Genomic DNA, 25,279 nt, shown 5'->3' on the forward strand with positions numbered 1-25,279 from the left:
TTAAGTGGGGGTAGTTCACATATGCAATAGGCAAAAAAAACGGGGCTTCTAGCTCCCTAGCGGCACCAATTCGATATAAGCGGCGAGCGCCTCGAGCAGCTGTTGCTGGGCTTTGGCCAACAGCGCTTCATCCCGTCGCTCTTTGTATGCGGCAAGGGCGACATACGCCTGCTTCAGCGCTTCAACATACCGACCGACTGTTTTGTCGCTTGAAGCGTTGCTTTTTTCTAACGCGTCATACGCCTTTTGGAGCGCCTGCCAGTCATCTTCTCCTGCTTTCCTGCCGCCAAGCAAAGCCGCGGAGACCGCTGCCATATTTTCATACAAAACCTCCCCTTTTTGGATGGCCTCCGACCGGCGCGCCGCCGCTTCGGCGGCAAACGACAGCTCTTTGACATACGTGCTTGGCACCCTTTGGCGGTATTGGTCGTTGACCGCCCGCAACGTTTCCTTATCCGCGCCGACGGCGATATAGAGCGCTGCCGGTTTTTGCCCCGCGACGACGACCGGCACGCCTGCTGTTTTGATCGATTCGGACGCCTGCTTGGCCGCCGCCGCATTCGAATAGACGCCCGCTTGAATGACCGCAATGGAAAACGGCGCTCGTACGACGCTTTCTCTTCCTTCTTCGCCCGCCGCTGTTTCAGGCTTTGTCAATTCCGTCATCGCTTCAGATGCCGGCGACGAAGCAGATTTTTCCTTCGGAATGATGCGCAGCACCGTCATGCCAAACGCCATGCCGACCAACGCAGCGACCAACGCGGCGGCGAGCAGCGACTTGGCTTGAGCCGGCAGCCGCCATGTCCGACGTCTGGCGCTTTTCTTTTGTTGCATCGCCTCGGAAACGGAAATGACCCGTTCATCCGCCTCAAGGGCGGCCGCCTCTTCCCAACCCGTCGTTTCAACATCTTCTCGAACTTGCCCATCCTCCGTAAACCACAGGCCTGTTGATGGCTTGCCTGCGGATGGCCCGCCTTCTTGAAACGCGCTCACTTGGCGGCTGTCATCCGCCTCGTTTTCTGCTCGCTGTCCTTTCCCTAGATGGCTGTCCACCGGATATCCATCCGACTCCTCGGACGGCCGTCCTTCCGACGAACGCTCCACGGTAAATGGGCGGGGCTTGCCGTTGATATTCACCATAATGCGCATGCGCTGCTTGTCCATTTTGCCACCGTCCTTTTTCACACTTCGATTTCTTTCGCCTATCTTACCATAAAGAGAAAAAAAAAGAACAAGACATTTGTCGCCTTGTTCCTGCTTCTTTTCTTCATTTTCCGACATTATCGGTCACGAATCATCTCCGTCCCCAGCGCTTCGACAGGAATCGGCTGCTCGCGCCCCTCATAGGTGCAAAGTTGCTTTGTCTCGCCTTTCAAGCAGACAGCGTACTCAATCCCGCCGTCTTCCCGCTTTGTGGCAAGCACGTACGATGGATTTGTTTCCGGCGGCAATACATTTCCGGTAAACGGATCTTCGATTGGATCCAGCAAACCGTTGCCCACCAATTCTCCATACGACAATATGGCAGAAGAACGGGCTGGCAAAAATTCCACTTTCTCGGCGCCGACATACAGCCGCGCCGCTTCATACAAGCCATAAGCATCCGAAACAAACGCCCGCTCGCGCGCCCGATCAATCACCGTCCACATGGCAAGACCGACGATCATCGCCACAATGCCGATGATCACCAACACAGCCAAAAGCTCAATGAGGGTCATCCCCCGCTTCATGCGAATGAGCATATCGGACTTCCACCATCCCCGCTACCGGCCCGAAGACGGCGCCATTTCCACGAGCGGATTGTCTTTGCCGCTTGGCGGGGGAACATCGCGAACGGGAGACAACTGTTTCCATTTCTCAAGCTTCGGAGCATAAAACGCACGAACGGTCACCGAATACGTCAACGGTTGGACTTCATCAGCGATGGACATCAGCTCCGGAGGCCCAGTGACGGTCAACCCTTCAATCGCCACGATGCGCTCCGACTGCTCCAACACCTCTAAAAACCGTTCAAGCTGATAATAGGAAGGCGACTGCACGGTCAGTTGGGCGGTGATGGATTGAATGCTGCTTGGCGGAGAAACCGCTCGATTTCCTTCGCTTCCGTTGTTCGTTCCACTGTCGTTCTGCTGTGAAGATGCTGCTCCTTCATCAGAAAAATTGACGCTCACCAGCTGGCTGTCAGCGATATATTCCGCTTTCTGAAACAAGAGCAACAACTGGTCCGTAAGCGGATGGACAGGGACTTTTTTTTGCAATGAAGCAACGGTTTGTGCTGTTTCCTCTGAAGAAGGAGGCAGCTTTTGCTTCAAAGCGGCGAGCACCTTTTTCTCGCTTTGCACCGTTTGCTCCATCTGCTCGAGCTGGCTGTAGCGAGGCATGACCAGCCATGAATAGGCGGCCGCAAACAAAAGCGCGGTGACCGCAGCCATTGCCGCAACAAGAAGCGGCCATTTGCCAAAGCGGCTCATGATTTTTTTCCCTCCCCATCAGCCTGTTGCAGCTCCAGCTCATATTGCGCCATATATCTTGGCACGACTTGATGATCTTCCGGTTCGCCACTCGTCTCGCTATTGGCCGCCACATTGACCAGTTTGACGTTTTTCACCATTCTCACTTTTTCTAATCGATCCAAATAATAGGCCGCCTCTTCCGGCGCATCAAACTGCACCACCATGGTCATCTTTGTCTGATCCGAGTACGTCACATTCATCATGAATCCGCGTTCGGGAAGCTGCTTTGTCAATGCCCGCAGCAACGGCACTGATTTCAGCGGATAGCGTTCCGCCCATTTCACCGCCTTCGCCAGCTCTTCTTGCTCCTTCTGTTCGTCTATATTTTTCATTTTCGCCGCCAGTACATCTTGCTCCGCTCGCACTTTTTTTAATTCCGCCTCCAACATGGCCTGGCGATGATCCGCACGATCGATCAACCAATACAGCACCGAACCGGCTAGGAGAAGCAGCGCCGCCCCGAACAACAAAACGAGACGGATCGGCTGCCTCGTTTCTTTTTTCGGCAATAAATTGATTTCAGCGATCATCGTCAGCCCTTCCTTCTTTCAACGCCAATCCCCAGGCGAGATGAAAGCGGTCCGGCAGCGGATCAAGAGACGCGCTGAGCCGTTCTACAGGCACTTCAAGCCGCTCTGTCAAAGCCGTGAACACATGGCCCAACTCTGGATGATCGCCGGCGAGAAACAGGCGTGTGATGGACTGTTTGCCTTGTTGGAGGGAAAACGAATAAAAGCTCATGATCCGTTCCATTTCCTTATACACATCGACGAACGGATCCACAATCGCCGCCGTCCGGTCACGATAGGCTTCAAGCGGCAAATGGCGCATAAACAACGGCAAATGACGATGAAACACGCTCAAATTCACGGCGGATTCGTCAAACTGCACAAGCAAAATATGATCGTCCGGCGCAGCTTGTCCCGCCGCATAAAACGGACGATAAGCGCAAAGCGGCGATACATCCGCGGCCACCGGGCGCAAATCGGCTTCTTCCAAAAGCGCCGCGTATTCCGACACCGCCTCTTCCGGCGCGGCAAACAGCAAAATCGACACCGCCTCGCTCGTTCTCTCCATCACCACATAATCAAACACCGGATCGGCGAACGGAAGCGGAATCGATTCACCAAGCTCCAGAAATAAATAGCCGCGAATTTCTTCATCCGACAAATGAGAAGGAAGGGGCAAACTGCGGATCATGACGAATGGATCAGGGACGACAAAGCGCGCGCGATGGCCGTCTATTTTCCATTCCTCCACGCATTCGTCCAAAATCATGGCCAATGTTTCCCCATCGACGATGCGGCCGTCGCGAACAACCCCTACTGGCAATGCCCGTTCGCCCCATCGTTTCACTTCAGGCGGATGCCCTAGCTTGACTTCCACATAGCGAATGGCATGATCTTTTACGACGATGTTCACATATTTGGACTTTCCCCACCATAACGCCATTCTCGTTCGCCCCCTTTCTTCCCATCCTTACACAAAAAGATCCATATACGCATCGACAAGCTGATCACCGAAAAACAGCGCCGTCAATGACCCGAGCGCAATCGCCGGCGCAAACGGCATCGGCTTGCCGCGCCGCACGCGCCCCAGCGCCATGCCAATCAGCCCGATGATCGTTCCATACAACGTCGCCAAAAAAAAGGCGAGCAACACCATTTTCCAACCGAGCACAAACCCAAGCACGGCAAACAGCTTCACATCGCCGCCCCCCATCCCGCCATTGGACAAAACGGCGATCAGCCATAAAAGCGAAAATCCGACCGCCGCCCCAAGGAGCATATCGACCCACGGCAAAAACGGGATCACAAGCCGCTCCATCAAAAACAAACCGGCAAACACCAAAAGCACCCGGTCAGGAATGAGCATATAACGAAGATCAGACACAACGATGATGGCCAACAAGCTGATGAGCGTCCACGCCACAATCAGCCGTCCGCCCCAGCCGATCCACATCGGCGCGGCCGTCAACAAAGCGGTGGTTGTCAATTCCATCAAAGGGTAAAGGGGGGAGATGCGCCCCCCGCACCCTTTGCACCGCCCGCGCTGCACGACATACGACACAACCGGAATGAGCTCCCCCGCCGATAGCGTCCGTCCGCACGCCGGACAATGCGACCGCGGCCTGATGATTGACTCCCCGACCGGCACCCGCAGCCCGACGACGTTGAAAAATGAGGCGAGGAGGAGGGAGTAAAGAAAAATGAGAAAAAGTATCATTTGTACAACAAATTAACTCCTTATTCCAGCTTCACATCCTTACGCGTCAATTCATTTACATCTTTGGAGCCGTCAATGTAAACAAACTCTCCGTCATCATCCACGAGTGTTACTTTGTATAGAATGCCCGTGACGTTGTTTTTTTCATCTGTTTCTTTTACAATGTCTACTTTGCTTTTATCTTTATTATACTTCTTTGTCGAATGCTTCCCTGGAGATTTCGGAATGTTTTCCAAATATCCATCATCATATAATTGTTTCAACGTGTAACTCGTTTTCGTGTTATTATCCGCCGCAATGGCTAGCCGCGCCGCGCTCGCAATCTGCTTCGCATTGGCGATGTGGGCGTCTTTTTTCGAGTTGTCCATGATGGCGCCGATCGCCGGAATGGCAATCGCCGCGATAATCCCCAAAATGACAATGACGGCGAGCAGTTCGATGAGCGTCAAGCCGCGCTCGTTTTTGATGATGCGTTTCAACATCACTTTCCTCTCCCTTTCTTTTTTAATGTTTTAGCACGATTTCCCTATTATTCTACAATATAGTCCAAAAAATAGGAAGATATTCTTAATATAAATTATTGTTGAATGTGATTAAAGATGTCGTACATCGGGACGATGATGGAGGTGACGATCGTCCCCACGACGCCGGCGAGCAGCACAATCATCAGCGGCTCGATGAGCGACTTGAGGCGATCGGTGCCCGCATCGACTTCCGCTTCGTAAAAGTCGGCGACTTTGCCAAGCATGGCGTCAAGCGAACCGGTTTGCTCGCCGATCGTGATCATTTGCGCCACGAGCGGCGGAAACGCCCAATGGCGGCGGAGCGGCTCGGCGAGCGACTGGCCGCGCTCAAGAGCGGTTCGCGCTTCATCAAGGACGGACGCGATCACTTCATTTTCTACGACGCGCTCGGAAATGGACAGCGCCTCTAAAATCGGCACGGAGCTTGACACGAGTGAGCTCAATGTCCTCGTGACGCGCGCCAATGCCGCTTTTTGGACAAGGGTTCCGAAAATGGGCAGCCGCATGGCCGCATAGTCCAAATAATATTTCGTGCGCTTTTGCCGGCGCAGCGCGGTGAACAAAAGGAACACCCCGATCGCCAGCAACGTTATCATCCACCAATAATGCTGCATAAATGCGCTCGCTTTCAGCACAAACTTTGTGATCGCCGGCAATTCGGCGTGAAAATCGGCAAACATGTCAACAAACGTCGGCACGACCGAGACAAGCAAAAAGATGACAACCGCAACAGCGATGATGGCGACAGCCACTGGATAGGCAAGCGCCGAGACGATTTTTTGCCTTGTTCGATGCACTTTTTCAAAATGGTCGGCCAAACGGTCGAGCGTTTCATCGAGCGTGCCGCTCGCTTCACCGGCGCGCACCATATTGACAAACAATGGCGGGAAAATGCGGGGATGCTTTGCGGCTGCGGCAGAAAGCGGATTCCCTTCTCGGAGATGCTGTTCCATATCGTCGAGTGCACGAGCAAGCGCTTTACTTTCCGTTTGCTCCGCCAAAATGTGGATCGAATCGACGATCGTCACCCCGGCGCGCACAAGGGTCGCAAATTGGCGCAAAAAGACGACGAAGTGCTGCAGCTTGACGGCTCGTCCTATGGAAATTTCTTTGTTCCAAACAGATGACGGCACCTGGGCGATCACAATGGGGCGAATGCCTTTCTCCCTCAATTTCAGGACAGCCTCACGGCGGGAGTTTGCGGCAATCGTCCCGGATTTTTTCCGTCCGCTTCGGTCGCGCCCCTCATACTTAAATTGCGCCATCCGCTCCACGCTCCCTTGTCAAATACGCTTCCGCGGCCAATGGATCAATACGGCCAGCGGCCACAAGCTCCCTGACGCTCATTTCCATCGTCTGCATGCCCACACTGCGGCCCGTCTGCATAATATTGATGATTTGATGCTCTTTTTCATTGCGGATCAAATTGGCCACTGCGGCATTGTTGATTAAAATTTCCATAGCCGCCGTCCGTCCTCTCTTCCGACCGTCGGGAAATAAACGTTGGGCCATGACGGCAACAAGGACGGAAGCGAGCTGCAGCCGAATTTGCGCCTGCTGGGCTGACGGAAAGACGTCAATCATCCGTTCGATCGCCGCTGGGGCGCTCGCCGTATGAAGGGTGCCAAGCACTAAATGACCCGTTTCCGCGGCAGTGATCGCGGTTTGGATCGTTTCCAAATCGCGCATTTCCCCGACTAAAATCACATCCGGATCTTGACGAAGCGCAGCGCGCAATCCGGCGGCAAAACTGTTCGTGTCAAAGCCAACTTCCCGCTGGTCGATGATCGATTTTCCGTGCTGATGCAAATATTCAATCGGATCTTCCAGCGTAATGATATGTCTAGACATCGTTTTATTCATGTAGTCGATCATCGCCGCCAATGTGGTCGATTTGCCGCTGCCGGTCGGCCCGGTGACAAGCACAAGCCCGTGCGGCTTTTCCGCGATGCGCTTTAACACGCTTGGCAAGCCGAGCTCTTCTAATGTCGGAATGCGCGGCGGGATGAGGCGCACGGCAAGCGACACGCACGACCGCTGCTTAAACACATTGATCCGGAAGCGGGAGACACCCGCAATACCGTACGAAAAATCAAGCTCCCCCGTTTCTTGAAACTGCTGCCAAAGCGGCGGCGGAATGATGGCTTTCGCCATTTGTTCCGTGTCCTCCGGGTTCAGCCGTTCTTGCCCATACGCCTTCAGTTCCCCATTCACCCGAAAAATCGGCGGCGCCCCGACNGTCAAATGTACGTCAGACGCACGGTATTCAAAAGCCGCACGCAACAACGCCTCAAGCTTTTCCTTCATCCGTCTCACCCATCAATGCAAAATGGCCACTTTCAGCACTTCTTCAAGCGTCGTCAACCCTTGCTTCACTTTCAACAGCCCGTCATCGAGCAAAAAGATCATTTTGTTTTGAATGGCGAGTTCCCGCAACTTCGAAAACGGCTCATTGTTTAAAATGACGCGGCGCATCTCGTCCGTCATGACAAGCAATTCGTGGATCGCGAGTCTCCCGCGGTAACCGGTCATATTGCACGTCGGGCAGCCGCGGCCACGGACGAGTTGGCGGATGTCGATGCCCCGACGGGCGAAAATGTCCCGCTCCCGCTTCGTCGGCTCATACACCTCCTGGCAGTCGCGGCAGATGCGGCGCACAAGCCGCTGCGAGACAACGCCAGCGAGCGATGTGGCCACTAAAAACGGCTCAATCCCCATATCGATCAGGCGGGTGATCGTGCTTAACGCATCGTTCGTATGGAGCGTGCTTAACACTAAATGCCCGGTGAGTGAGGCGCGGATCGCCACTTCCGCCGTCTCGCGGTCGCGAATCTCCCCGACCATGATGATGTTCGGGTCTTGGCGCAAAATCGAGCGAAGCCCTTGGGCAAACGTTAAGCCGACATTCGGGTTGACTTGAATTTGGTTGACGCCTTCGATCTGATATTCAACCGGATCTTCGATCGTAATGATGTTGACATGTTCGCTGTTTAAATGATTGAGCGCCGCGTAAAGCGTCGACGATTTCCCCGAACCGGTCGGCCCGGTGATCAAAATGATGCCGTTCGGACGCTCGATCAAACGGATGAACCGATCTAAATTGACCGGGTTGAAGCCAAGTTTATGAATATCGTTTAACGCCGCACCCAAATCGAGGACGCGCATCACGATTTTCTCCCCATACACCGTCGGCAATGTCGACACGCGCAAATCAACGGGATGAAAATCGATGTTCATTTTGATCCGCCCGTCTTGCGGCACACGATGCTCGGTGATGTCCATGTTGGCCAAAATTTTGATCCTCGCCGTCAACATGCTTTGCATATGTTTCGGCAGCGCCCTCTCCGTTCGAAGCAAGCCGTCAATTCGATAACGGATGAGCACTTTTGTCTCCTGCGGATCGATATGAATATCGCTTGCCCGCTGTTCGACAGCAAGCTGCAAAATTTGGTTCACTAGGCGAACAATCGGGGAATCGTCCTCGGCCGTCCGACCGTCTTCGCGCATCTCCGTCGGCGGCGCTGGCAGCAAATCATCAAACGATTCGTCCATGTCATAATATTTATTGATCGCCCGCAAAATATCATCCTTTGAAGCGATCGCTGTTTCGATCTGAAACCCCGTTGACAAGCGCAAATCATCAATAGCAAAAAAATCCATTGGATCAGCCATTGCAACGAGCAATCGATCGTCTTCCACCTTAAGGGGCATGATCAGATGGCGGCGAGCAAACTCTTTTGGCACTAAGCTCGTCGCTTTCGGATCAATCGGGTAGCGATACAAGCTGACATGAGGAATGCCGAGCTGAAACTCAAGCGCCTCAATGAGCTGCTGCTCTGTGATGTAACCTCGCTGCAGCAACGCATCGCCAAGCTTTTGCCCAGGCGTTTTCTCACGCAACGCTTCAGCCAGCTGTTCTTCCGTAATCAGCCCCGCTTCCACCAACAAATCACCGAGGCGTTTCCGCTCACGTTTTTTGTTCATCGGCTTCCCCCGCTTTCCCCGCTTTGCTTCGATTCGGTTGAAGGGGCTGCGTTGGTCTGGTCGCTGCCGCTTTGCCCTTCGCCGTTTTGGACTTCTGATTTCTCTTGACCGCTTTCCGCTTCAGTCTGACCGCTATTCGTTGCATCAGACGGTGACGATGGCGTTTCGCTTCCTTCCCCCGTTGTATTGGATGAAGATTCTGGGACTTCAAGCCCTCTTACCTCAACCGCATACGTCGGAGGGTAAAAATCCTCGCTCACCGTCTCTTTGCGGATCAGCCGGGAGCCATCGCGCACTTCGCGTTCGACTTTTACAAGCAATCCAGAACGGCCGACTTGTTTCGTCACGGTTTCATCCGGCGCCAACCGGGCATCGTATTGAATGATTTTGCGCGGTTCGATCCGCTCTAGCCCGCTCGTGCGCACGATATATTGATACGCAAACGGCCAACCGTACACTAACGCTTTCACTTGGCGACCATCGTAGCGAAGAATGAGCGTATAGTCCGTCGAGTTCGGATTCAACCATTGTAAATCGCGTTTGTCATCCACCTTGGCCTCAAATCCCGGAGGAATGCCATCTGGAAGCGAACTTCCCGCATACCGTTCCATCAACAAAAAATTCGTCGACAGCACAGCACGATACACCGCTGATGCCAATGCGTCGACAGCCTGATTCGACAGCCCGCCACCAGCCTGCTGAATCACGGCGCGCAACGAGACCAATTGATTGGAGCGGAGGACGACACGGCGTTCCGAAGCAAGAAAACGGGAGAGACTTTGATCGCGAATGGCAACAGCCGCTTCACTCACGACCGTCTGCCCCTTCCCGGAAGAGGGAAGATAATGGGCCAAGTCGAGCGGCTTGTTCGGAACGGCAAGCTGGGACGCCGCCGCCTCCAAATCCGCTTCCAACGCTTTGAGATCCAAGGCGGGGACTGCCGCCGGCGGGAGAAGGCGTTCAACGGTTTCCATGCAAGCGCTCATGTCAGCCAACACAAGAAGCGGCGAGGAACGGCCGTTGACCACGTTTTTTGTGCTTTCCGACAAGCGAAATGTAAAGATGTCAGCCGGCAGCTCGGCTTTCTTTTCTTGATAGCTGACCGAAATCGAAGCTGTCGATCGCCAGTCGCTCACCTTGTCTGCCACCGCCTGTTGGGCTTCCGCTCTCGTCATCCCAGCAAGCGAAATCGGCCCGACGTACGTCCCGGAGCGATAGCGGTCTTGATCAGGGCCAAACGACTCATAAGCCAAAACGCCCAAGCGGGCAAAGGTGAGGAAATAAACGGTGCAAACCGCCATCACGATAAACAGTTTTCCTATGGAAGCCGCTCTCACCTCGAGCTCCCCCTTTTTCACTCAGCTTCGATGTTCATCGACACATCAACAATGACGCTTGGACCCGCCTCTTGCGCTTTTCTCACATCTTCTTCGCGAAGCGTCGTTCCCGCTGGAAACAGAAGTTCGCCGTTCAAATCATAAATATCCTTGGTCACCCGTTTCCCCGCAAGAAGCGCCACTTGCTTTTCACGGAGCGATTCAAGCGCTTCGACATTTTCCGCTGTCTCCGACATAGCTTGGATCTGTTCAGGAATGTTGCTGGCCTCTGTTTCTTTTTCATTCTTTTGAATGAGCATCGACGCATCGGAAAGGAGAGCTCCCGAAGCGTCGTCGCTGACGATCAATATATCCTTTCCATAAGTCAACACTTGGGCGGATGGCAACACCGCTTCTCCACTTTCAAGGCGAAGGGAGATGCCGATAATATCCCCTGTCTCTTCGTTTAGGAAAAACTCATGGACTTCCCCCAAAAGCTGTCCTTTGCGCGTGATGGCTTTTGTATTTTTGATGCGGATTTGCTTGTTGACAAGCTGGTTGGCAATCGGAATTTCCGCCAAATCAATGACATCATGGCTGCTTGCCACCGTAACGGCGAATTCGCCGATTCCGACGATTTTTTTAAACGGAATCGCTTTTAAACTGAGTTGCACATCTTCTTGCTCGACAGTCAAAAAATCGATGGAACCTTTATCAGGATTAATGACAAAGCTTTTCACGGCGCCGATTTGCATCCCATCCGCAATGCTGATGATCGGCAATCCGATGATTTGCGCGCTCGCTTTCATCCTCTTCACCTCAACCATTTGCTAATGTAGCGGCGATTTCCCGCCAGAGTGCCAGTTCAGCCGCGATAGCTGGATAGTTTGAAAAACGTCGCTCGAGCTGGTCAACCCACGCACGAAGCTGTTGGCCATTTTGTTCCAGTGCATAATGCTCCAACAGCAGGCGGGCGAATACGTAGTAATCGCGATCGGAAAGCGGGGCTTGCAAACATTGATGCAGGCATTGTTCATACGCATCGGCCGTCAAACGGCGGCGGCTCAGCATCAATTCCGCTGCCGCCATTTGCGCTTTTTCCGAAGCAACCAAATGCATTGGTTCTTCAGCAAACGGCTCATCTGCCGCCTCGACGCATTCTTCATATTGAGGATTCTCTTCGGAATCCGCCTTTTGTTCCTCTTGCTGCTCGGAAGCGTCCGCTGTTTTTTCGCTGACCATCGCTTCAGCAGCTGATCTCAACGAAACGGCATCATCCACGAGCCGATCCATCCAATCGACCGCACCGCTGTCTTGATCATGTCCAATCTCAAGGCCATCAGCAAACATCACGCCATCGTCCTCGAAGCTTTCCGCCTCCACGCGTTGTCCTTCTTTATGATGCCAGATGTCATGGATTCCGGCAAATCCATCCTCATCCGGAGCCACGGCCGCCTCGAAAAAGACGCCTCCGTGCTCCCGTTTGACGCTGTCCGTTGAAGAGAACTCGTATTCTCCGCCTTCCACGCGCTCTGAGAAACGATCATCCATGCTCATCCATGCATCCCATTCATTCTCGCCGCGGCTCTCACCCTTAACGATTTCTGCTGCATTCAGAACCGGCTCATCGGCTTGCGATCCTTCATTTCCGCTCTCTTTTGACACTTCATCAAGCACCGCTGTCTCAAGGTCCGGCGTCACAGCGCCCGGCCACTGATCCAACCAATCGGAAACACGCCGCAGCGGTTCGGACGCTCCAACGATTTCTTCCGCTTGCTCCCACGGTGGAACAGTTTCTGCCGCTGCCTCCATCAACAAGTCAGCGGGAGAATGGTTCACTTCTTCCGACCGTTCTGCTGTCTGCTCTATCGATGATGATTCATTAGGTTCAGAAAGGGGCGGCGCTTGATCAAACTGGATCGACGGCAACGGCGCCTTTGGCAAAACAGGGACAGAAGCCAAAGATTCCGGCGCCGACCGCTCCTCTTTTTCTTCTTTTACAAAACTTGATTCACGAGAAGCCCCGGCGCGGTAAAGAGCAGCGCCAAATCGGCGGTCAAGCAAATACGATGCAGCCGCCAACAACAAAAGAACAAGAAGCCCGGCCTGCCAAAGCGGAATGATCGAACTAGCCAATTCGGCCAAAAGCGCAGCCAACAGCGCCATAACAACCGCTGTAAGCCCCCCAAGCCGGCTGAAGCCAAGCGGAAGAAGCCAAATCAGCAGCAGCGCCACGACAAAAGCACCGGCATACATGAGCGCCTCTTTCATCATGCCCCCCCGTTTCTTCTATGACAAAAGACCTCTTTTATACTAAAAATCTGCAACATTCGACTCTTACTTATTGTATAATAAAGTTACATATTTTGAAAGAAGGTTGTGATCAATGAGTCAGTCAAGACTTTGTTTTTTTCCTGCCGACGCACTTTAGGGTTCACCCTTATCGAGACATTGTTGTCCATCACGCTGTTGTCTGCGGTGGCGATCGGCTTGTTTTCCTTTTTCACCCACGCTATGACGTATACAGCCGATAACGAACGACGAACGGTGGCCATCAACGTGGCGCGTGGAACGATGGCGTACTTTGAAAAAAATGTTCTCTTTTCTTCCTTATCGAATTACATGACAGAGAACAATCTTTCATTTCTTAAAGTAGAGAAAAACAGCTGCAGCCATGAAGCCTTGTCCTCTTTATTGTTTCCAAGCGGAAATCAGGGCGAAACGATAAGCTCTCAACAATCATGCACCGCCCAGCTCGCCCCAACAATCAATGATGTTCAATACGAAACAACGGTGTACATCATCCGCTGCGATCAAGAAGGATGGGACGGATTCCTCACCTCCTCTGAATTTGCGTCATTGCCGGAGCGGCTCAAAGAAGAGATCCGTCGTGAACGAAACAACATGATCTCCTCCGAAGCCGGCACCTACATGGCGAAACTGTACGCCGTTGTCCGTTGGGGAGAACGAAACGGCGACATCACATGGGTGGAAGGAGTGGTGACCGATGAGACGATCCGTTAACACCCAAGATGGGATGACGCTTGTCGAGCTGTTGGCCGCCATTTCCATTTCCATGTTGATCATTGGCGCCATCTATACTGTTTTTCTAGCGGGCATTCGCGTTTATCAGCACATCGGCATTGAAAGTGAATTACGGAGCGAGGCGGATTACGCGGTGGCACGCATCATGAATGCCTTATACATGTTCTCGCCGGACGGCCTTGAAGCCGATCGGAGCCAAGAAAACAAAACGCTTAGTCAACTGTCGTTTGTCAAAAACGAGCAATTCAAAACGAACAACCAAGTCGGTCTTGTTTCCCGCGAAACCGCGGCGCAATCGGTCCATCAAATCATTTCGATTAAAGACGGAAAACTGATGATGGACGGGGAAGCGATTACATCCACACGCCTTTTGCTGGACGATTCTTCCTCCTTTTCGTTCCGTTGCGCGCGCAGAGACGGAGAAATTTGCCGAAGTGGGGTTATCACCATCATCTTAACGATCAAAGATGGGAATAACAACGGGATGCTTTCAATAAAACCTTTCACTTTACAGACGGAATTCGGTTTTTAGGGGGGAGGCCCTATGCGCCGAGATCAGCGAGGATATAGTTTGATTACAACATTGTTGGTCATCACCGTCTTTTTATTGCTAGGTCTAACCATTGTCACCACCGCCGTCGAGCACGCCCAATTCACCACCGTGCGCGTGGATGACGTACAATCGCTGCATGAGGCGAAGACGGATGTCAACGAGGCGGTCGCCGATCTGAAAGCAGAGTTATCGGATCCAAATTTTTTGGTCCGCCATCGTATTTTTGCGCCTGACCAATGGGATCAGTTTCTCGGGCTTGGCAGCTCGTCTCCTGGAGAAGACACGATCGCCGGCCGCCTGCGCGACCGCTACGGGGTGATCATGGAAGATGAAAGCGAGCAATATGATATTCCCAAAAACCAAGTGTTTCTTCGCGCCCTTCGTTTAACGAAAACGTTCAATGACGGCCATCGGACGCGAACCGTCAAACGGCTCGTCTTTGTGACCAATACGCCAAGCTTTTTGAAATATGCGCTTGGCTCAAAGGAAACAGTGGTCCTCAACGGCGGGGTTTATGTCGAAAACGGGAATGTATACACAGGGCAAAACGCCTATGCCAGCAACGCGATCAACTATGTGAAGGCAAACGGACAGCTGACCGTCAATTCGTCTAACGCCGGCATGCCGCTTTTATCCTCTTCCTCGATTTGGTATACAAACGACGGACAATTGAATGCATGCGGGCAAACGACCGGTTGCTGGGAAGCATCACAAGGCCGTTTTCGCATGAAGACCAATTGGGCGCCTCGTTGGCCGACGGATGTGCCAGAACCGGCGCCAACCATCAGGCAAGAAAACGAAGATTTTATCGATGTCGATTTTGACCTTACTGTGGCCGACAAACTGTTGCAAGCATCGGGAATTTTGCCCCCGTCATCCGATTACATTGAGCGAATGGAATCCATTCAAGAAGCCGGGGACAAAAATAGCCAACTTCACACGTTAGTGGCAGAGTTGTCCAATCAATGGACCTCGATCCAATCGAATCAACCGGATCCAAACGATCCACGTAAAACGCTTGAAGAAGTGATCAAAGAGCAGTCCAAAACCAAACCGCTCTACCTCGATGGAAACAGCGTTTTGAGAGGAGATGTCGATATTCAGAACAGCGGAGTCAACCAATGGCTCATTGTCAACGGCGATCTTCGCCTTGATGGGCCGACAAATCCCAGTACATTTGTCAGCGTACGCGGAAATTTTATCGTCCTCGGTGATTTAACTTTGACAGGCAACTTGCGGCTTGACGCAAGCATCTACGTCACCGGGAGCACGAAAATTTACCAAAGCCGGATCGAACGGGCGCTAAACAACAAAGGTGTTGTGTTGCTGTCGAAAGGTCCGCTCGATATTTCCCGTATTAATGAATTCAATAACCCAACCATTCCGACACCGAATTTGAAAGGATACTTTTACACAGACAGCAGCGCCACGATTTATGCCGTTGGATCCTACTTGTATATCGAAGGCGGGCTGTTCGCCCGCGGAAACAGAGCAACAGCTCCAGACACAGACATCAATGGGCTTGTCGTCAACGCATTCCGCGGTCAAGTCAATGGGGAAAACGGAGAACCGGACCGGTTTACGCCAGGAAGTGATCCGTTATCCTCACGCCTCGTCGTCCGCTATCGTCCTGAAATGCTTGTTGAACAAGGGACAGGACTTCCTTTTGTCAATCGCATTTCGCTCGTGGTCGACCGATTGGAAGTAGAATGAAGGAGGCATTTTTGATTCAAAACGGAAAGCGGCGCTCCCGAAAGGGAGGCCGCGCTTTATTCATGGCTACCATTTGCCGCCGTTCCCGCCATTTTGGTTGGTGGAAGGCGATCGGACAATGACGGTCGCCTCAGCTTGAATATCCCGGCCATCCAGCGCTTTCACCTCGGCTGTCGCCGTGATGATGGCATATCCGACATCAACCGCTTGCAAATACCATTTCCCATTTTCTTGAACCACCTTGACAAACCGATCGTCAGACGTTACAACAGAGCGAAGCGCCTTGTTGTCCGTTGCATTTTCCGGAATGAAACGGAGTTCTGGCGCCACTTCGAGTAGTGGATCGCCGACATTCATGTATAGAATTGGATTGCGGAACGCCATCCGTTCGAGCGGCACAATGACCGTAATCGTCGCCGACTCTTGCACGTTGCTGCCGTCAGTCGCGCGGACGGTGATCGTCACCGTTCCAGGCTTTCGCGCTGTCACCATGCCGTTTTGATCTACGGATGCGACACTCGGGTCGCTTGATGTCCACGCAAGCGTTTTGTTCGTCGCATCGGCGGGCTCTATCGCCACTGGGATGCGTTGCTCCTTACCGACGTTCATCGTCGGGTCGTAATCGCCAAGCACTAAGCGGCGGATTAATTTCTTATAACGGAACGCTACCTTCGTCGTTCCGTCACCGCGCGTCAGCCCCCCAGCCGAACGCACCGCGACAGTATACTCACCGTCATCGGAAATGGAAATCATATACGGCGAAGCGAGCGGCTGCCAGTCTGAAACCACACCATTTCGTACGACTTGGTACTCGTACTTCACCCCTTCGCCAGCGACAAGCCCCACCATTTTGACAGTCGGCGCTTCCGTGATCACAGCGCCGCTTTCCGCCACACCGCTTTCCGTTATGATCGACAGCTGCGGTTTCAAGGCGACGCGCACCGTCCGGCCATTGCGGTAAGTGACAAGCAGCACGCCGTCATCATTTGGGTCATACTGCATCGCTTTGACAGGCAACGGCAATAATCCATTTGCATTAGGATCCGCCCGCCCGACGATGTCGTCTGATAAAGCAGAAAATTTGTGTTTGGTAATAGTCCCCATTCCATTCCCTTCATAGTAAACGTTCGGAAAATCATCCAAGCGAACTGTCATGCCGATCCGTTCCGCCGGCGGAACGAGCGTCGATGTTTTGGTACCATAACGGCTGTCGGTGAATGTCACCAAAGCTGGCGGCAATTGAACACTGTTCATGGCAAAATCAGCCTGCATCACCCATTGCGCCGAGAGCGTCAGTTTGTTGAGCTGGCTGTAGTCGAACGTTTGATTGGTGAAAGACCATTTGGCATAACGCTTGCCATTCTCCACATAGGTTGTGACTTTGCCATCGGGAACAACGGAGATGCCATCGGGCAGTTCTTGGACAATGCTCACATTGCTGATCGTCCCGGTCGCATTGCCGACATACCCGACAAGCGACAACGAATACGTGGCACGGAAGCGGTTGTCGTCGCCATCGGTTGCCCCCCGTTTGATTAAGCTTGTGACATCATTGGTCAGCCCTTGCAGCTTCACCGTTCCAGTAAACGACGGCGGCGCTTCGTCTTTGACCGTGACGGTCACCGTTTTCGTCACAACCGGCTGTGGTTGGCCATACACATCCCGATACGTCAGTTCAGCATTGAACGTATATATCCCTTTTGCTTTAAATGACACGGGAATCGGAATCGTCACCGGCGCCGGAGTGCCTTGACCAACTTGGTATGGGATGGAAAACGAAATATACGCGTTTTGCTTGTTTTCATCCAGCCATACTTGGCCGTTTTCCGCAACGGCGACATTGCCGCCAAACGACGAAAGCGGGATGCGGATCGTTCCTGTGATCGCTGGCGTGGTGGCAAGCTGGGAAAACTGTTGGAACAAAGCGGTCAAATTTTGCATCGTTCCTTGCCGCGCCTCGCCGCCAGCAGTCGCGGACAGCGTCTGCAAAAAGCTCATATCGACTTCAGTGTTGCTGCCAAAACCGATCGAATAAAGGGTAATATTGTTCATTCCAAGCATTTTCGCCACCGCTGTGGCATCGGCTCGGATTTTCCCTTCGATGCTGCTGTAAGTGAACGAANAGCCGTTATCCCAAGACACCCACCATCCATTGACATAATCTTGCCCGTCGCTGTAAAATTGGCGAGAATATCCTTTGTTGTCGGTAAAACGGATACCGGCAGTCCGTCCATCGCTGTACAATTCGTATGTGACCGAAAGAGAATCGGTTACTCTATTCCTTGTATAGGAATATCCACCCCAAAAATTCTGCTTGACCTCCCGATACGTAATCGTATCGACTGTATTCAACACCGTCGGCATGCCATCGGTTAAGAAAATGATATACTTTTTCCTCGTTGGGTCCGTGAAATACGATTTAGCAAGAGACAAAGCAGCCGAATAGTTCGTTCCGCCGCCGGCGGTCAAGCTGTTGCCGGTATTGAGAATGGCATCAAGCTGACTTGCAACATTCGAGTACTTCCCAAACGGAACCACACTTGCTTCCCGCACTCCATCGGAAAACGGAATAAGAGCAAAGCGGTCATTTTGGTTGTAATTGGACTTAAAGTAGTTGACCGCCGCTTGCAGAGCGGATTTGGCGCTTTGCAGCTTCATTGCCGTCATCGACCCCGACACGTCCATGACAAACACGACATCGATCGGCGGGCGGATGATTCCTGAAACAGCCCCTTGTGGAACGAGCGTCACATCGAGCCGGCCTTGGGCATCGCCGTTTGGCGGCTTGGCGTACTCTGATTGTGACGAAGAAAACTGCAATTGAAGCGATGGCAGAGAGGAAGAAGCGGCTTGAACGGCAACCTCCTTCCCACCTGTGCAAAACATGAGCAAAAATGCCCAGACCAACGCTGTAAGAGCTTGGAAAAACCTCCTTTTCCTCATGTTCCTCTCCCCGTTTCATGACAAATTACCTATTTTTCTTTATCTTCATTATACCATTTCATAGACGTTGTTGATAGCAAATTTTTCTTACACAAGCTTTTTTTTACTTCGGAAATAAAGTATAAAGACCCCGTAATCAGCAACATTTCTTGAGCGGACAAACGTGTTTTCTGCTCACCGATCCACTTCTTCCAACGATGAACAGTCGCCTTATGCCGATGGGATGAAAGAGCATACAACTGTTCCGCCGCTGCCGCGCGCGGAAAATCAAACGTGGTAAACGTGATCGTATGCGCGAGCTCATCAAGCAGCTGAATCATCCGCTCAAGCGGCTTGTCTGTCAGCGCGGCGAACAAGACATGGACGCGTTTGTCAGGATAATGGGCGCGCACCGTCTCCACGAGCGAGCGAATCCCGGCTTCGTTATGGGCGCCGTCGAGAATGATGAGCGGTTTGCCGCTCACCCGCTCAAACCGGCCGGGCCAAGCGGCTGTGGCCAGCCCATCGGCGATATGCTCCGGCTCGATCAAAAACGAATAGCCAAGGCGCAACAACTCTGCCGCCATCACCGCCACCACCGCGTTTTCGACTTGATGGGCGCCGGGCATTTGAATGCGCAAATCGCGATATTCGGCAAACGGCGTGGCGAGGGAAAACTGCTCTCCTTCGGCGATCGTTTTCCAGTCTGTTACAGTAAAATCAACGCCGAGACGATATGTTTTCGCCTTCCGCTCCGCCGCCGTTTTGGCGATCACTTCCCACGCCTCCGGTTCCTTCACCGCCGTCACAAGCGGCACGCCCGATTTGATGATTCCGGCTTTCTCCGCGGCGATTTGCCCAAGCGTATCGCCTAAAATGTTCATATGATCGTAGCTGACGTTTGTAATGACAGAAACGAGCGGATAAATGATGTTAGTTGAGTCCAAGCGGCCGCCGAGCCCGACTTCAATGAGCACGATGTCTTGAATGTTCTGTTTTCCAAAATAATACAGCATCATCGCCGTGATCACTTCAAACTCGGTCGGTCCGCCAAACTCTGTTTGTTCCAACTCATCGGCAAGCGGCTGAATGACTCGCACGAGCTCGACGATCTCTTGATCGGAAATCGGTTCGCCGTTGATGCTGATTCGTTCGTTAAACTGCTCGACATACGGCGAGGTGAACGTGCCGACCGAATAGCCCGCCGCCTGCAAAATCGAGCGCAAATAGGCGACCGTTGACCCTTTGCCGTTCGTTCCCCCGATATGGACGGCGCGGACGCGGCGTTCCGGGTGGCCGAGTTGTTCCATCATCCATTCCATCCGTTTCAATCCCGGTTTCATGCCGAGCCGCAGCCGCCCGTGAATCCAAGCGACTGCTTCTTCATACGTTCGAACCATGTTCATCGTCCTCCTTTTTCCATTGGTGTCTTGCCGCCCCCTGCCGGCTTCATGCGGCAGATGTGCCACACATCGAGAAGCGTGGCGAAAGCGAGTATATGTTGACAACAAACCCCTTCTCAGAATATGACAAACCTTCCATCATGATCCATCGAAAAAGACGAATCCACAGGAAAGCGGATTCGTCTTCATCATAATCAACCGCCAGATCGTTTGTCTACCGTTTGAGCTCGGCGAGGCGCGCCTTGACGGCTTCGCGTTTTTCGATGTAATCTTGCCGCTTGCGCCGCTCTTCTTCGACGACATGAGCCGGCGCTTTCGCCAAAAAGCCTTCATTCGCCAGTTTCTTTTCGACGCGCTCGACTTCTTTGTTCCATTTGTCAAGCTCTTTTTCAAGCCGCTTCATTTCTTCCTCAATATTGATCAATCCTTCAAGCGGCATGATGAGCTCGGCGCCGGTGACGACCGCCGTCATCGCTTTGTCCGGCGCGGGAACGTTTGTATCAATCAAGAGCTCGCTCGGGTTGCAGAACCGCTCAAGATAGGCGCGGTTTTTCATGAGCACCGCCCGCACTTGTTCATCTTTCACCTTAATATAGAGCGCAATCGGCTTGCTCGGCGGCGTGTTCACTTCGGCGCGGACGTTGCGGACGGCGCGGATGATGTCAACCAACAGCCGCATTTCTTCCGCGGCTTCTTCGTTCGACAGCTCAGGGCGCACTTGCGGCCACGGAGCGACGGTGATCGATTCGCCTTCATGCGGCAAGTTTTGCCAAATTTCCTCGGTAATGAACGGCATGAACGGGTGAAGCAGGCGCATCGTGTTGTCGAGCACATACGCCAACACGGAGCGCGTCGTCTTTTTCGCCGCTTCGTCGTCACCGTAAAGCGGCAATTTCGCCATTTCAATGTACCAGTCGCACAAGTCGTCCCAAATAAAGTTGTACAGCGTACGCCCCGCTTCGCCGAATTCGTATTTCTCAGCGAGCTTCGTCACCGTCTCGATCGTTTCGTTGAGACGCGTTAAAATCCAATGGTCGGCGACCGTTTTTTCGCCGCTCAAATCAAGCTCCTCGTACGTCATGCCGCCCATGTTCATCAAGGCAAAGCGCGAGGCGTTCCAAATTTTGTTAGCAAAATTCCACGTCGCTTCGACTTTTTCTGTGCTGAAGCGCAAGTCTTGCCCCGGCGAGCTGCCGGTCGCCAAGAAGTAACGGAGCGCATCGGCGCCGTACTGGTCGATCACATCCATCGGATCGACGCCGTTGCCGAGCGATTTGCTCATTTTCCGCCCTTGGGCGTCGCGGACGAGGCCGTGGATGAGCACGTCTTTGAACGGACGCTTGCCGGTGAATTCGAGCCCTTGGAAAATCATGCGCGACACCCAGAAGAAAATAATGTCATAGCCGGTGACCAGCACATCGGTCGGGTAGTAGCGCTTGTAATCCGGCGATTCTGTATCCGGCCAGCCCATGGTCGAGAACGGCCAAAGCGCTGAACTGAACCATGTGTCGAGCACATCGGGGTCTTGTTCCCAGTTTTCGATGTCTTTGGGCGGCTCATGGTCGNCGTACACTTCACCCGTTTCTTTATGGTACCAAGCTGGAATCCGGTGCCCCCACCAAAGCTGGCGCGAGATGCACCAGTCGCGGATGTTTTCAAGCCAATGCAAATACGTTTTTTCAAACCGTTCCGGCACGAACTGCACTTTGCCGTCCGTTTGCTGGAGCTTGATGGCGGCTTCGGCGAGCGGCTTCATTTTCACGAACCATTGCGTCGACAAATACGGTTCAATAACCGCGCCGCTCCGTTCGCTATGACCGACTGAGTGCACGTGCTCCTCGATTTTAAAGAGGACGCCTTGTTCTTGCAAATCGCGGACGATCCGTTTCCGGCATTCAAACCGGTCAAGCCCTTGGTATTGCAAGGCGTTTTCGTTCATCGTGCCGTCTTCGTTCATGACGAGAATGCGCGGCAAGTTGTGGCGGTTCCCGATTTCAAAGTCGTTCGGGTCGTGCGCCGGCGTAATTTTGACCGCCCCAGAGCCGAACTCCATGTCGACGTACTCATCGGCAATGATCGGAATTTCACGGCCGACGATCGGCAGCTTGACCGTTTTGCCGATCAAATGCTTGTACCGCTCGTCATCCGGATGCACGGCAACGGCCGTATCGCCAAGCATCGTCTCCGGACGGGTCGTCGCCACTTCGATGAAGCCGGAGCCGTCGGCGAGCGGATAGCGCATATGGTAGAGCGCGCCTTTCACTTCTTTATAAACAACCTCAATGTCCGACAACGCGGTTTTCGTCACCGGATCCCAGTTGATGATGTATTCGCCGCGGTAAATGAGCCCTTTCCGGTAGAGCGAGACGAACACTTCGCGCACCGCTTTGGAAAGCCCTTCGTCAAGCGTAAACCGCTCGCGCGTGTAATCAAGCCCAAGCCCTAACTTCGCCCATTGACTGCGAATATGGCCGGCGTATTCTTCCTTCCACTTCCACGTTTCTTCTAAAAATTTTTCCCGGCCTAAATCGTAGCGCGACAGCCCTTGCTGGCGCAATTTTTCCTCGACTTTCGCCTGGGTGGCGATGCCGGCGTGATCCATTCCCGGAAGCCACAAAACGTCATACCCTTGCATCCGCTTCATTTGCATCCGCTTCATGCGCGTAATGATGTCTTGCAGCGTCGTATCCCACGCATGCCCTAAGTGCAATTTGCCGGTGACGTTGGGCGGCGGGATGACGATCGTAAACGGTCGTTTGTTCGGATCACCGGTCGCTTCAAAAAATTTTCCTTTCAGCCACCATTCGTAGCGCCCGGCTTCAACGGCGCGATGGTCGTATTTCGGCGGCATCGACACTTCGTGCTGTGCCATGTTTCATTTCCCTCCTTCAACATGATGGACAATGCGGCCGACGGCGGCTTTCCTGCTTGGCAATGCCGCGCCGCCGGCAAGCAAAAAAGCCCCTTTCATCCGAAAAGGACGAAAGGAGCTGCTTTCGCGGTACCACCTTTTTTCTTAAGCCTAGAAGGCTGGTGATGAAGAGAACCGCAACACGGCCAACCCACCGGTGAAACATCGGCTGGCGAGCCCACAATCAGTTTGGTTGACCGGCCTTCTAGAAGCTTAAGCGCTTCATTGACATAACGGCATGATGCCGGCTTCCTCTACTCGGCAGCAGCGCCTTTCAAAGAAGCAGCTCAAGGGCGACCTTCCAGCAGCCGTCATCCTAGGAAATCTCGCAGCTTCCGATTTCCCTCTCTGCAGGCGCGGACCGCTGTACTCCTCCCCGTCTTCGCTTTTGTCGTCATGATTCGATTATTATACTACCATTGTCCATCATCTTTGCCAAGTTTTTATTTATTTATTCCATTGGCCGGCGGTTGGTGACAAACATTTTGTTGTTTCATATTGTATAGTAAACCCGGGAAGGAGGGAACACCGATGCGGCGATTCAACCCGTATTCATGGCCGCCTTGGCTGAGGCAAGTGCGCGCCGTCTGCGCCCAAGTGATCATCCCGCTCACCATTTTTCAAGCCATTCGCACCATTTTTTTGCCGACGACATTTGACGTCATTTTGCTGGCTGTTTTTGTTTTGCTCGCTGTGGCGCTCCACTTGGAATGGATTTAACCGCTGCCGTCCTCTTCCGCTGGCGTTTCAGAGCCGGCCGTTTCATCCTGCGGCTGCGCAGCATCGCGTTGGACAAGATGCATGACAACGGCCTCCATGTTTTTAAAAGCCATATAGCAGCGCAGCAGGGCAGCAACGTGCTCACGCTCGTTCCGTTCCTTATGTGAAACGGCCTCATAGCGTTCGAGGCAGCGGACAAACCCACACGGTTCGGCCAAATGGCTGTAGAGAAACGCCCGTTCTGCGGCGGACAACGGCAGTTCCGTTTCATACTCAGCAAGCCCATCGAACCATTCCCGTTCAAGCGGTGAAATTGTGCGCACATGGTTGCGAAAAATAGAAACTAAATCGTATACCGGAGAATTCCAATGCGCCCGCTCCCAGCTGATCCAATACGGCGCCACGTAATGAGAAAGGCGCGCCTTTCCGTGCACCCAGACGATTCGCCATTGCTTCGTTTCCTTCACCGCTTCCTCCCAAGCAGCAAGCTGCTCCTCGGCAAACCAATACGCGCGCATCACTTCATGGAAATACGTACAGCATTGCAGCTGAAACGGCGACATGTACCACGCTGTCTCGTACCGTTCGACCCGCTCCTCCCAAACGGCCCGCGCCCGTTGCCATTCGTCTTTTTTTTGTTTTTGGTAGGCGTCGATCTCCTCTTCGCTCGCTTGCACGGTGCGGACCGTCATGCGGTGAAGGCGGGCGAGTTCGCGAAAAAAAGGGCGAACAGCGGTCTCTCTCGACCCCGCTTCATCTTCACGCCATGCTTGCAAGTAATAAAGGCGCCCTCCCTCCGCTGCAAACAACGACCGCTGCCTCGTCCCATAAAGCGGGGGGCAGTGGCGGCCATAATAATGGAGCGACTGCCAAATGGCGGCTGCCTCTTGTTCGCTCTCAAGCGGCTTTAAAGCAAACAGCCCGCTGTCGGTGTATACTTTAGCCGCTTTGCCCCACTGCTCGATATGCCGCGGCCGAAGCCCATATTGCCTGAGCACAGCGCGGTACGTTTCAGACCGTATGGCCATCGTTACGCCCCCTCACCGGCAAAAGAAACGGAAAGCGTTCCTTTCAGGCGAAAGGACGGCTTCCCGCCATGGCCGGAATATATAACAGCTGCCCTTCGTGCACATCATCCGGGCTTTCCAAATCGTTGGCGCGCAAAAGTTGGGAAACGGTGACATCATATCGTTCGGCAATCTTGTCCAACGAGTCCCCTTGCTGGACGATGCAAATTTTGACTTGTGTAAACTCTTCCGCCTCGCTTTTCGCAAACAGCTTTGTTAAATACAGGGCGTTTTCGCTTTTCGTTTCCGTTGCTTGCTCTTCCTTGTCTTCCTCGGCGGTTTTTTTCGCGGCGCCGATCGACACTTTCGCCTCGGTCGGCGGCAGCAAATTCGCCATGTCTTCTTCCGCTTCCGCACTCACCGCTTTCGTTTCCGTCTCGAT

Annotated in this window: 22 protein-coding genes, 3 pseudogenes and 1 other annotated feature; of the genes and pseudogenes, 4 read left to right on the top strand and 21 right to left on the bottom strand. The window is 53.1% G+C overall.

Annotated elements, in window-relative coordinates; all coding sequences use genetic code 11:
* Positions 1-48: 48 nt before the first annotated feature.
* The 14 genes and pseudogenes from VU18_RS11305 to VU18_RS11365 form a co-directional block, all read right to left on the bottom strand.
* Entirely contained in the window at positions 49-1,164 is a 1,116-nt protein-coding gene (locus VU18_RS11305; protein ID WP_015375503.1) for a hypothetical protein, read from the bottom strand.
* 116 nt (positions 1,165-1,280) lie between these two features.
* Positions 1,281-1,742, bottom strand: a complete 462-nt coding sequence (locus VU18_RS11310; protein WP_047758111.1) for a type II secretion system protein — start codon at positions 1,740-1,742, stop codon at positions 1,281-1,283.
* 21 nt (positions 1,743-1,763) lie between these two features.
* Positions 1,764-2,471: a hypothetical protein gene (locus VU18_RS11315; RefSeq protein ID WP_011232098.1), complete on the bottom strand. Its 708-nt coding sequence runs from the start codon at positions 2,469-2,471 to the stop codon at positions 1,764-1,766.
* Entirely contained in the window at positions 2,468-3,043 is a 576-nt protein-coding gene (locus tag VU18_RS11320) for a DUF2681 domain-containing protein (RefSeq protein WP_011232099.1), read from the bottom strand. Before VU18_RS11320 ends, VU18_RS11315 begins: the two co-directional genes overlap by 4 nt.
* Positions 3,033-3,965, bottom strand: a complete 933-nt coding sequence (gene pilM / locus VU18_RS11325) for a type IV pilus biogenesis protein PilM (protein WP_011232100.1) — start codon at positions 3,963-3,965, stop codon at positions 3,033-3,035. Before pilM ends, VU18_RS11320 begins: the two co-directional genes overlap by 11 nt.
* Before the next feature lie 27 nt (positions 3,966-3,992).
* The gene (locus VU18_RS11330) at positions 3,993-4,739 is read right to left on the bottom strand and encodes an A24 family peptidase (protein WP_011232101.1); all 747 of its coding nucleotides are present in this window, start codon (positions 4,737-4,739) and stop codon (positions 3,993-3,995) included.
* A gap of 20 nt (positions 4,740-4,759) precedes the next feature.
* Positions 4,760-5,221 (bottom strand): prepilin-type N-terminal cleavage/methylation domain-containing protein, encoded by a 462-nt coding sequence (locus VU18_RS11335; RefSeq protein ID WP_011232102.1) that lies wholly within the window; start codon positions 5,219-5,221, stop codon positions 4,760-4,762.
* Positions 5,222-5,316: 95 nt separating this feature from the next.
* The gene (locus VU18_RS11340; RefSeq protein WP_011232103.1) at positions 5,317-6,528 is read right to left on the bottom strand and encodes a type II secretion system F family protein; all 1,212 of its coding nucleotides are present in this window, start codon (positions 6,526-6,528) and stop codon (positions 5,317-5,319) included.
* Positions 6,515-7,501: type IV pilus twitching motility protein PilT (locus VU18_RS11345; protein WP_236687372.1), on the bottom strand; the 987-nt coding region annotated here is incomplete at its 5' end. The genes VU18_RS11340 and VU18_RS11345, both read right to left, overlap by 14 nt.
* Position 7,502: 1 nt before the next feature.
* Positions 7,503-7,570 (bottom strand): annotated as a pseudogene (locus VU18_RS21125) (hypothetical protein); the annotation flags it as partial.
* Positions 7,571-7,582: 12 nt separating this feature from the next.
* Positions 7,583-9,247, bottom strand: coding sequence for a GspE/PulE family protein (locus VU18_RS11350; RefSeq protein ID WP_011232105.1), 1,665 nt, complete (start codon positions 9,245-9,247; stop codon positions 7,583-7,585).
* Complete coding sequence (locus VU18_RS11355; RefSeq protein WP_021321854.1) at positions 9,244-10,584, bottom strand: VanW family protein; 1,341 nt, start codon at positions 10,582-10,584, stop codon at positions 9,244-9,246. The genes VU18_RS11350 and VU18_RS11355 overlap by 4 nt, the downstream gene beginning before the upstream one ends.
* A gap of 17 nt (positions 10,585-10,601) precedes the next feature.
* Entirely contained in the window at positions 10,602-11,372 is a 771-nt protein-coding gene (locus VU18_RS11360; RefSeq protein WP_011232107.1) for a PRC-barrel domain-containing protein, read from the bottom strand.
* 10 nt (positions 11,373-11,382) lie between these two features.
* A complete protein-coding gene (locus tag VU18_RS11365; protein WP_047758112.1) occupies positions 11,383-12,834 on the bottom strand; it encodes a hypothetical protein in 1,452 nt (483 codons plus the stop codon).
* A 183-nt stretch (positions 12,835-13,017) separates the two neighbouring features.
* Here VU18_RS11365 and VU18_RS11370 point away from each other — a divergent pair, with 183 nt between their 5' ends.
* From VU18_RS11370 to VU18_RS11380, 3 genes are read left to right on the top strand one after another with little or no spacing between them, the layout of a single operon-like run.
* Positions 13,018-13,587: a type II secretion system protein gene (locus VU18_RS11370; RefSeq protein ID WP_236687373.1), complete on the top strand. Its 570-nt coding sequence runs from the start codon at positions 13,018-13,020 to the stop codon at positions 13,585-13,587.
* A complete protein-coding gene (locus VU18_RS11375; protein ID WP_011232110.1) occupies positions 13,571-14,140 on the top strand; it encodes a PilW family protein in 570 nt (189 codons plus the stop codon). Before VU18_RS11370 ends, VU18_RS11375 begins: the two co-directional genes overlap by 17 nt.
* A 12-nt stretch (positions 14,141-14,152) precedes the next feature.
* Entirely contained in the window at positions 14,153-15,874 is a 1,722-nt protein-coding gene (locus tag VU18_RS11380) for a hypothetical protein (protein ID WP_047758114.1), read from the top strand.
* Between the two features lie 66 nt (positions 15,875-15,940).
* On the opposite strand, the gene VU18_RS21265 is transcribed toward VU18_RS11380, so the two are convergent.
* The 5 genes and pseudogenes from VU18_RS21265 to VU18_RS20225 form a co-directional block, all read right to left on the bottom strand.
* On the bottom strand, positions 15,941-17,996 hold a 2,056-nt coding region (locus VU18_RS21265; RefSeq protein ID WP_369793574.1), incomplete at its 5' end, for an Ig-like domain-containing protein.
* Between the two features lies 1 nt (position 17,997).
* Positions 17,998-18,817 (bottom strand): annotated as a pseudogene (locus VU18_RS20215) (VWA domain-containing protein); the annotation flags it as partial.
* 29 nt (positions 18,818-18,846) lie between these two features.
* A complete protein-coding gene (locus VU18_RS11390) occupies positions 18,847-20,196 on the bottom strand; it encodes a folylpolyglutamate synthase/dihydrofolate synthase family protein (protein WP_047758116.1) in 1,350 nt (449 codons plus the stop codon).
* Between the two features lie 217 nt (positions 20,197-20,413).
* On the bottom strand, positions 20,414-21,764 hold a 1,351-nt coding region (locus VU18_RS20220; protein WP_236687374.1), incomplete at its 5' end, for a class I tRNA ligase family protein.
* A gap of 1 nt (position 21,765) precedes the next feature.
* Positions 21,766-23,071 (bottom strand): annotated as a pseudogene (locus tag VU18_RS20225) (valine--tRNA ligase); the annotation flags it as partial.
* A gap of 101 nt (positions 23,072-23,172) precedes the next feature.
* Positions 23,173-23,502: a binding site (T-box leader), on the bottom strand.
* A gap of 139 nt (positions 23,503-23,641) precedes the next feature.
* Between VU18_RS20225 and VU18_RS11400 the strand changes: the two are divergent.
* Positions 23,642-23,830, top strand: a complete 189-nt coding sequence (locus tag VU18_RS11400) for a hypothetical protein (RefSeq protein ID WP_020960766.1) — start codon at positions 23,642-23,644, stop codon at positions 23,828-23,830.
* Here the strand turns inward: VU18_RS11400 and ysxE are convergent.
* Both ysxE and VU18_RS20230 read right to left on the bottom strand, forming a co-directional pair.
* Positions 23,827-24,858: a spore coat protein YsxE gene (gene ysxE, locus VU18_RS11405; RefSeq protein ID WP_033010610.1), complete on the bottom strand. Its 1,032-nt coding sequence runs from the start codon at positions 24,856-24,858 to the stop codon at positions 23,827-23,829. The genes VU18_RS11400 and ysxE overlap by 4 nt on opposite strands.
* A gap of 43 nt (positions 24,859-24,901) precedes the next feature.
* Positions 24,902-25,279, bottom strand: a 378-nt coding sequence (locus VU18_RS20230) for a LysM peptidoglycan-binding domain-containing protein (protein WP_047758220.1), incomplete at its 5' end; no start/stop codon positions are given.

The sequence above is a fragment of the Geobacillus sp. ZGt-1 genome (genome assembly GCF_001026865.1).
GTDB classification, from domain to species: Bacteria; Bacillota; Bacilli; order Bacillales; family Anoxybacillaceae; genus Geobacillus; species Geobacillus thermoleovorans.

What these genes read in the sequence shown, in the direction of transcription:
- VU18_RS11375 (WP_011232110.1), top strand. Translation starts at nt 13,571, where the DNA reads ATGAGACGATCCGTTAACACCCAAGATGGGATGACGCTTGTCGAGCTG.
- VU18_RS11320 (WP_011232099.1), bottom strand. Translation starts at nt 3,043, where the DNA reads ATGATCGCTGAAATCAATTTATTGCCGAAAAAAGAAACGAGGCAGCCG.
- VU18_RS11335 (WP_011232102.1), bottom strand. Translation starts at nt 5,221, where the DNA reads ATGTTGAAACGCATCATCAAAAACGAGCGCGGCTTGACGCTCATCGAA.
- VU18_RS11380 (WP_047758114.1), top strand. Translation starts at nt 14,153, where the DNA reads ATGCGCCGAGATCAGCGAGGATATAGTTTGATTACAACATTGTTGGTC.
- pilM (WP_011232100.1), bottom strand. Translation starts at nt 3,965, where the DNA reads ATGGCGTTATGGTGGGGAAAGTCCAAATATGTGAACATCGTCGTAAAA.
- VU18_RS11400 (WP_020960766.1), top strand. Translation starts at nt 23,642, where the DNA reads ATGCGGCGATTCAACCCGTATTCATGGCCGCCTTGGCTGAGGCAAGTG.
- VU18_RS11365 (WP_047758112.1), bottom strand. Translation starts at nt 12,834, where the DNA reads ATGAAAGAGGCGCTCATGTATGCCGGTGCTTTTGTCGTGGCGCTGCTG.
- VU18_RS11390 (WP_047758116.1), bottom strand. Translation starts at nt 20,196, where the DNA reads ATGGTTCGAACGTATGAAGAAGCAGTCGCTTGGATTCACGGGCGGCTG.
- VU18_RS11330 (WP_011232101.1), bottom strand. Translation starts at nt 4,739, where the DNA reads ATGATACTTTTTCTCATTTTTCTTTACTCCCTCCTCCTCGCCTCATTT.
- VU18_RS11305 (WP_015375503.1), bottom strand. Translation starts at nt 1,164, where the DNA reads ATGGACAAGCAGCGCATGCGCATTATGGTGAATATCAACGGCAAGCCC.
- VU18_RS11340 (WP_011232103.1), bottom strand. Translation starts at nt 6,528, where the DNA reads ATGGCGCAATTTAAGTATGAGGGGCGCGACCGAAGCGGACGGAAAAAA.
- VU18_RS11350 (WP_011232105.1), bottom strand. Translation starts at nt 9,247, where the DNA reads ATGAACAAAAAACGTGAGCGGAAACGCCTCGGTGATTTGTTGGTGGAA.
- VU18_RS11310 (WP_047758111.1), bottom strand. Translation starts at nt 1,742, where the DNA reads ATGCTCATTCGCATGAAGCGGGGGATGACCCTCATTGAGCTTTTGGCT.
- ysxE (WP_033010610.1), bottom strand. Translation starts at nt 24,858, where the DNA reads ATGGCCATACGGTCTGAAACGTACCGCGCTGTGCTCAGGCAATATGGG.
- VU18_RS11315 (WP_011232098.1), bottom strand. Translation starts at nt 2,471, where the DNA reads ATGAGCCGCTTTGGCAAATGGCCGCTTCTTGTTGCGGCAATGGCTGCG.
- VU18_RS11360 (WP_011232107.1), bottom strand. Translation starts at nt 11,372, where the DNA reads ATGAAAGCGAGCGCGCAAATCATCGGATTGCCGATCATCAGCATTGCG.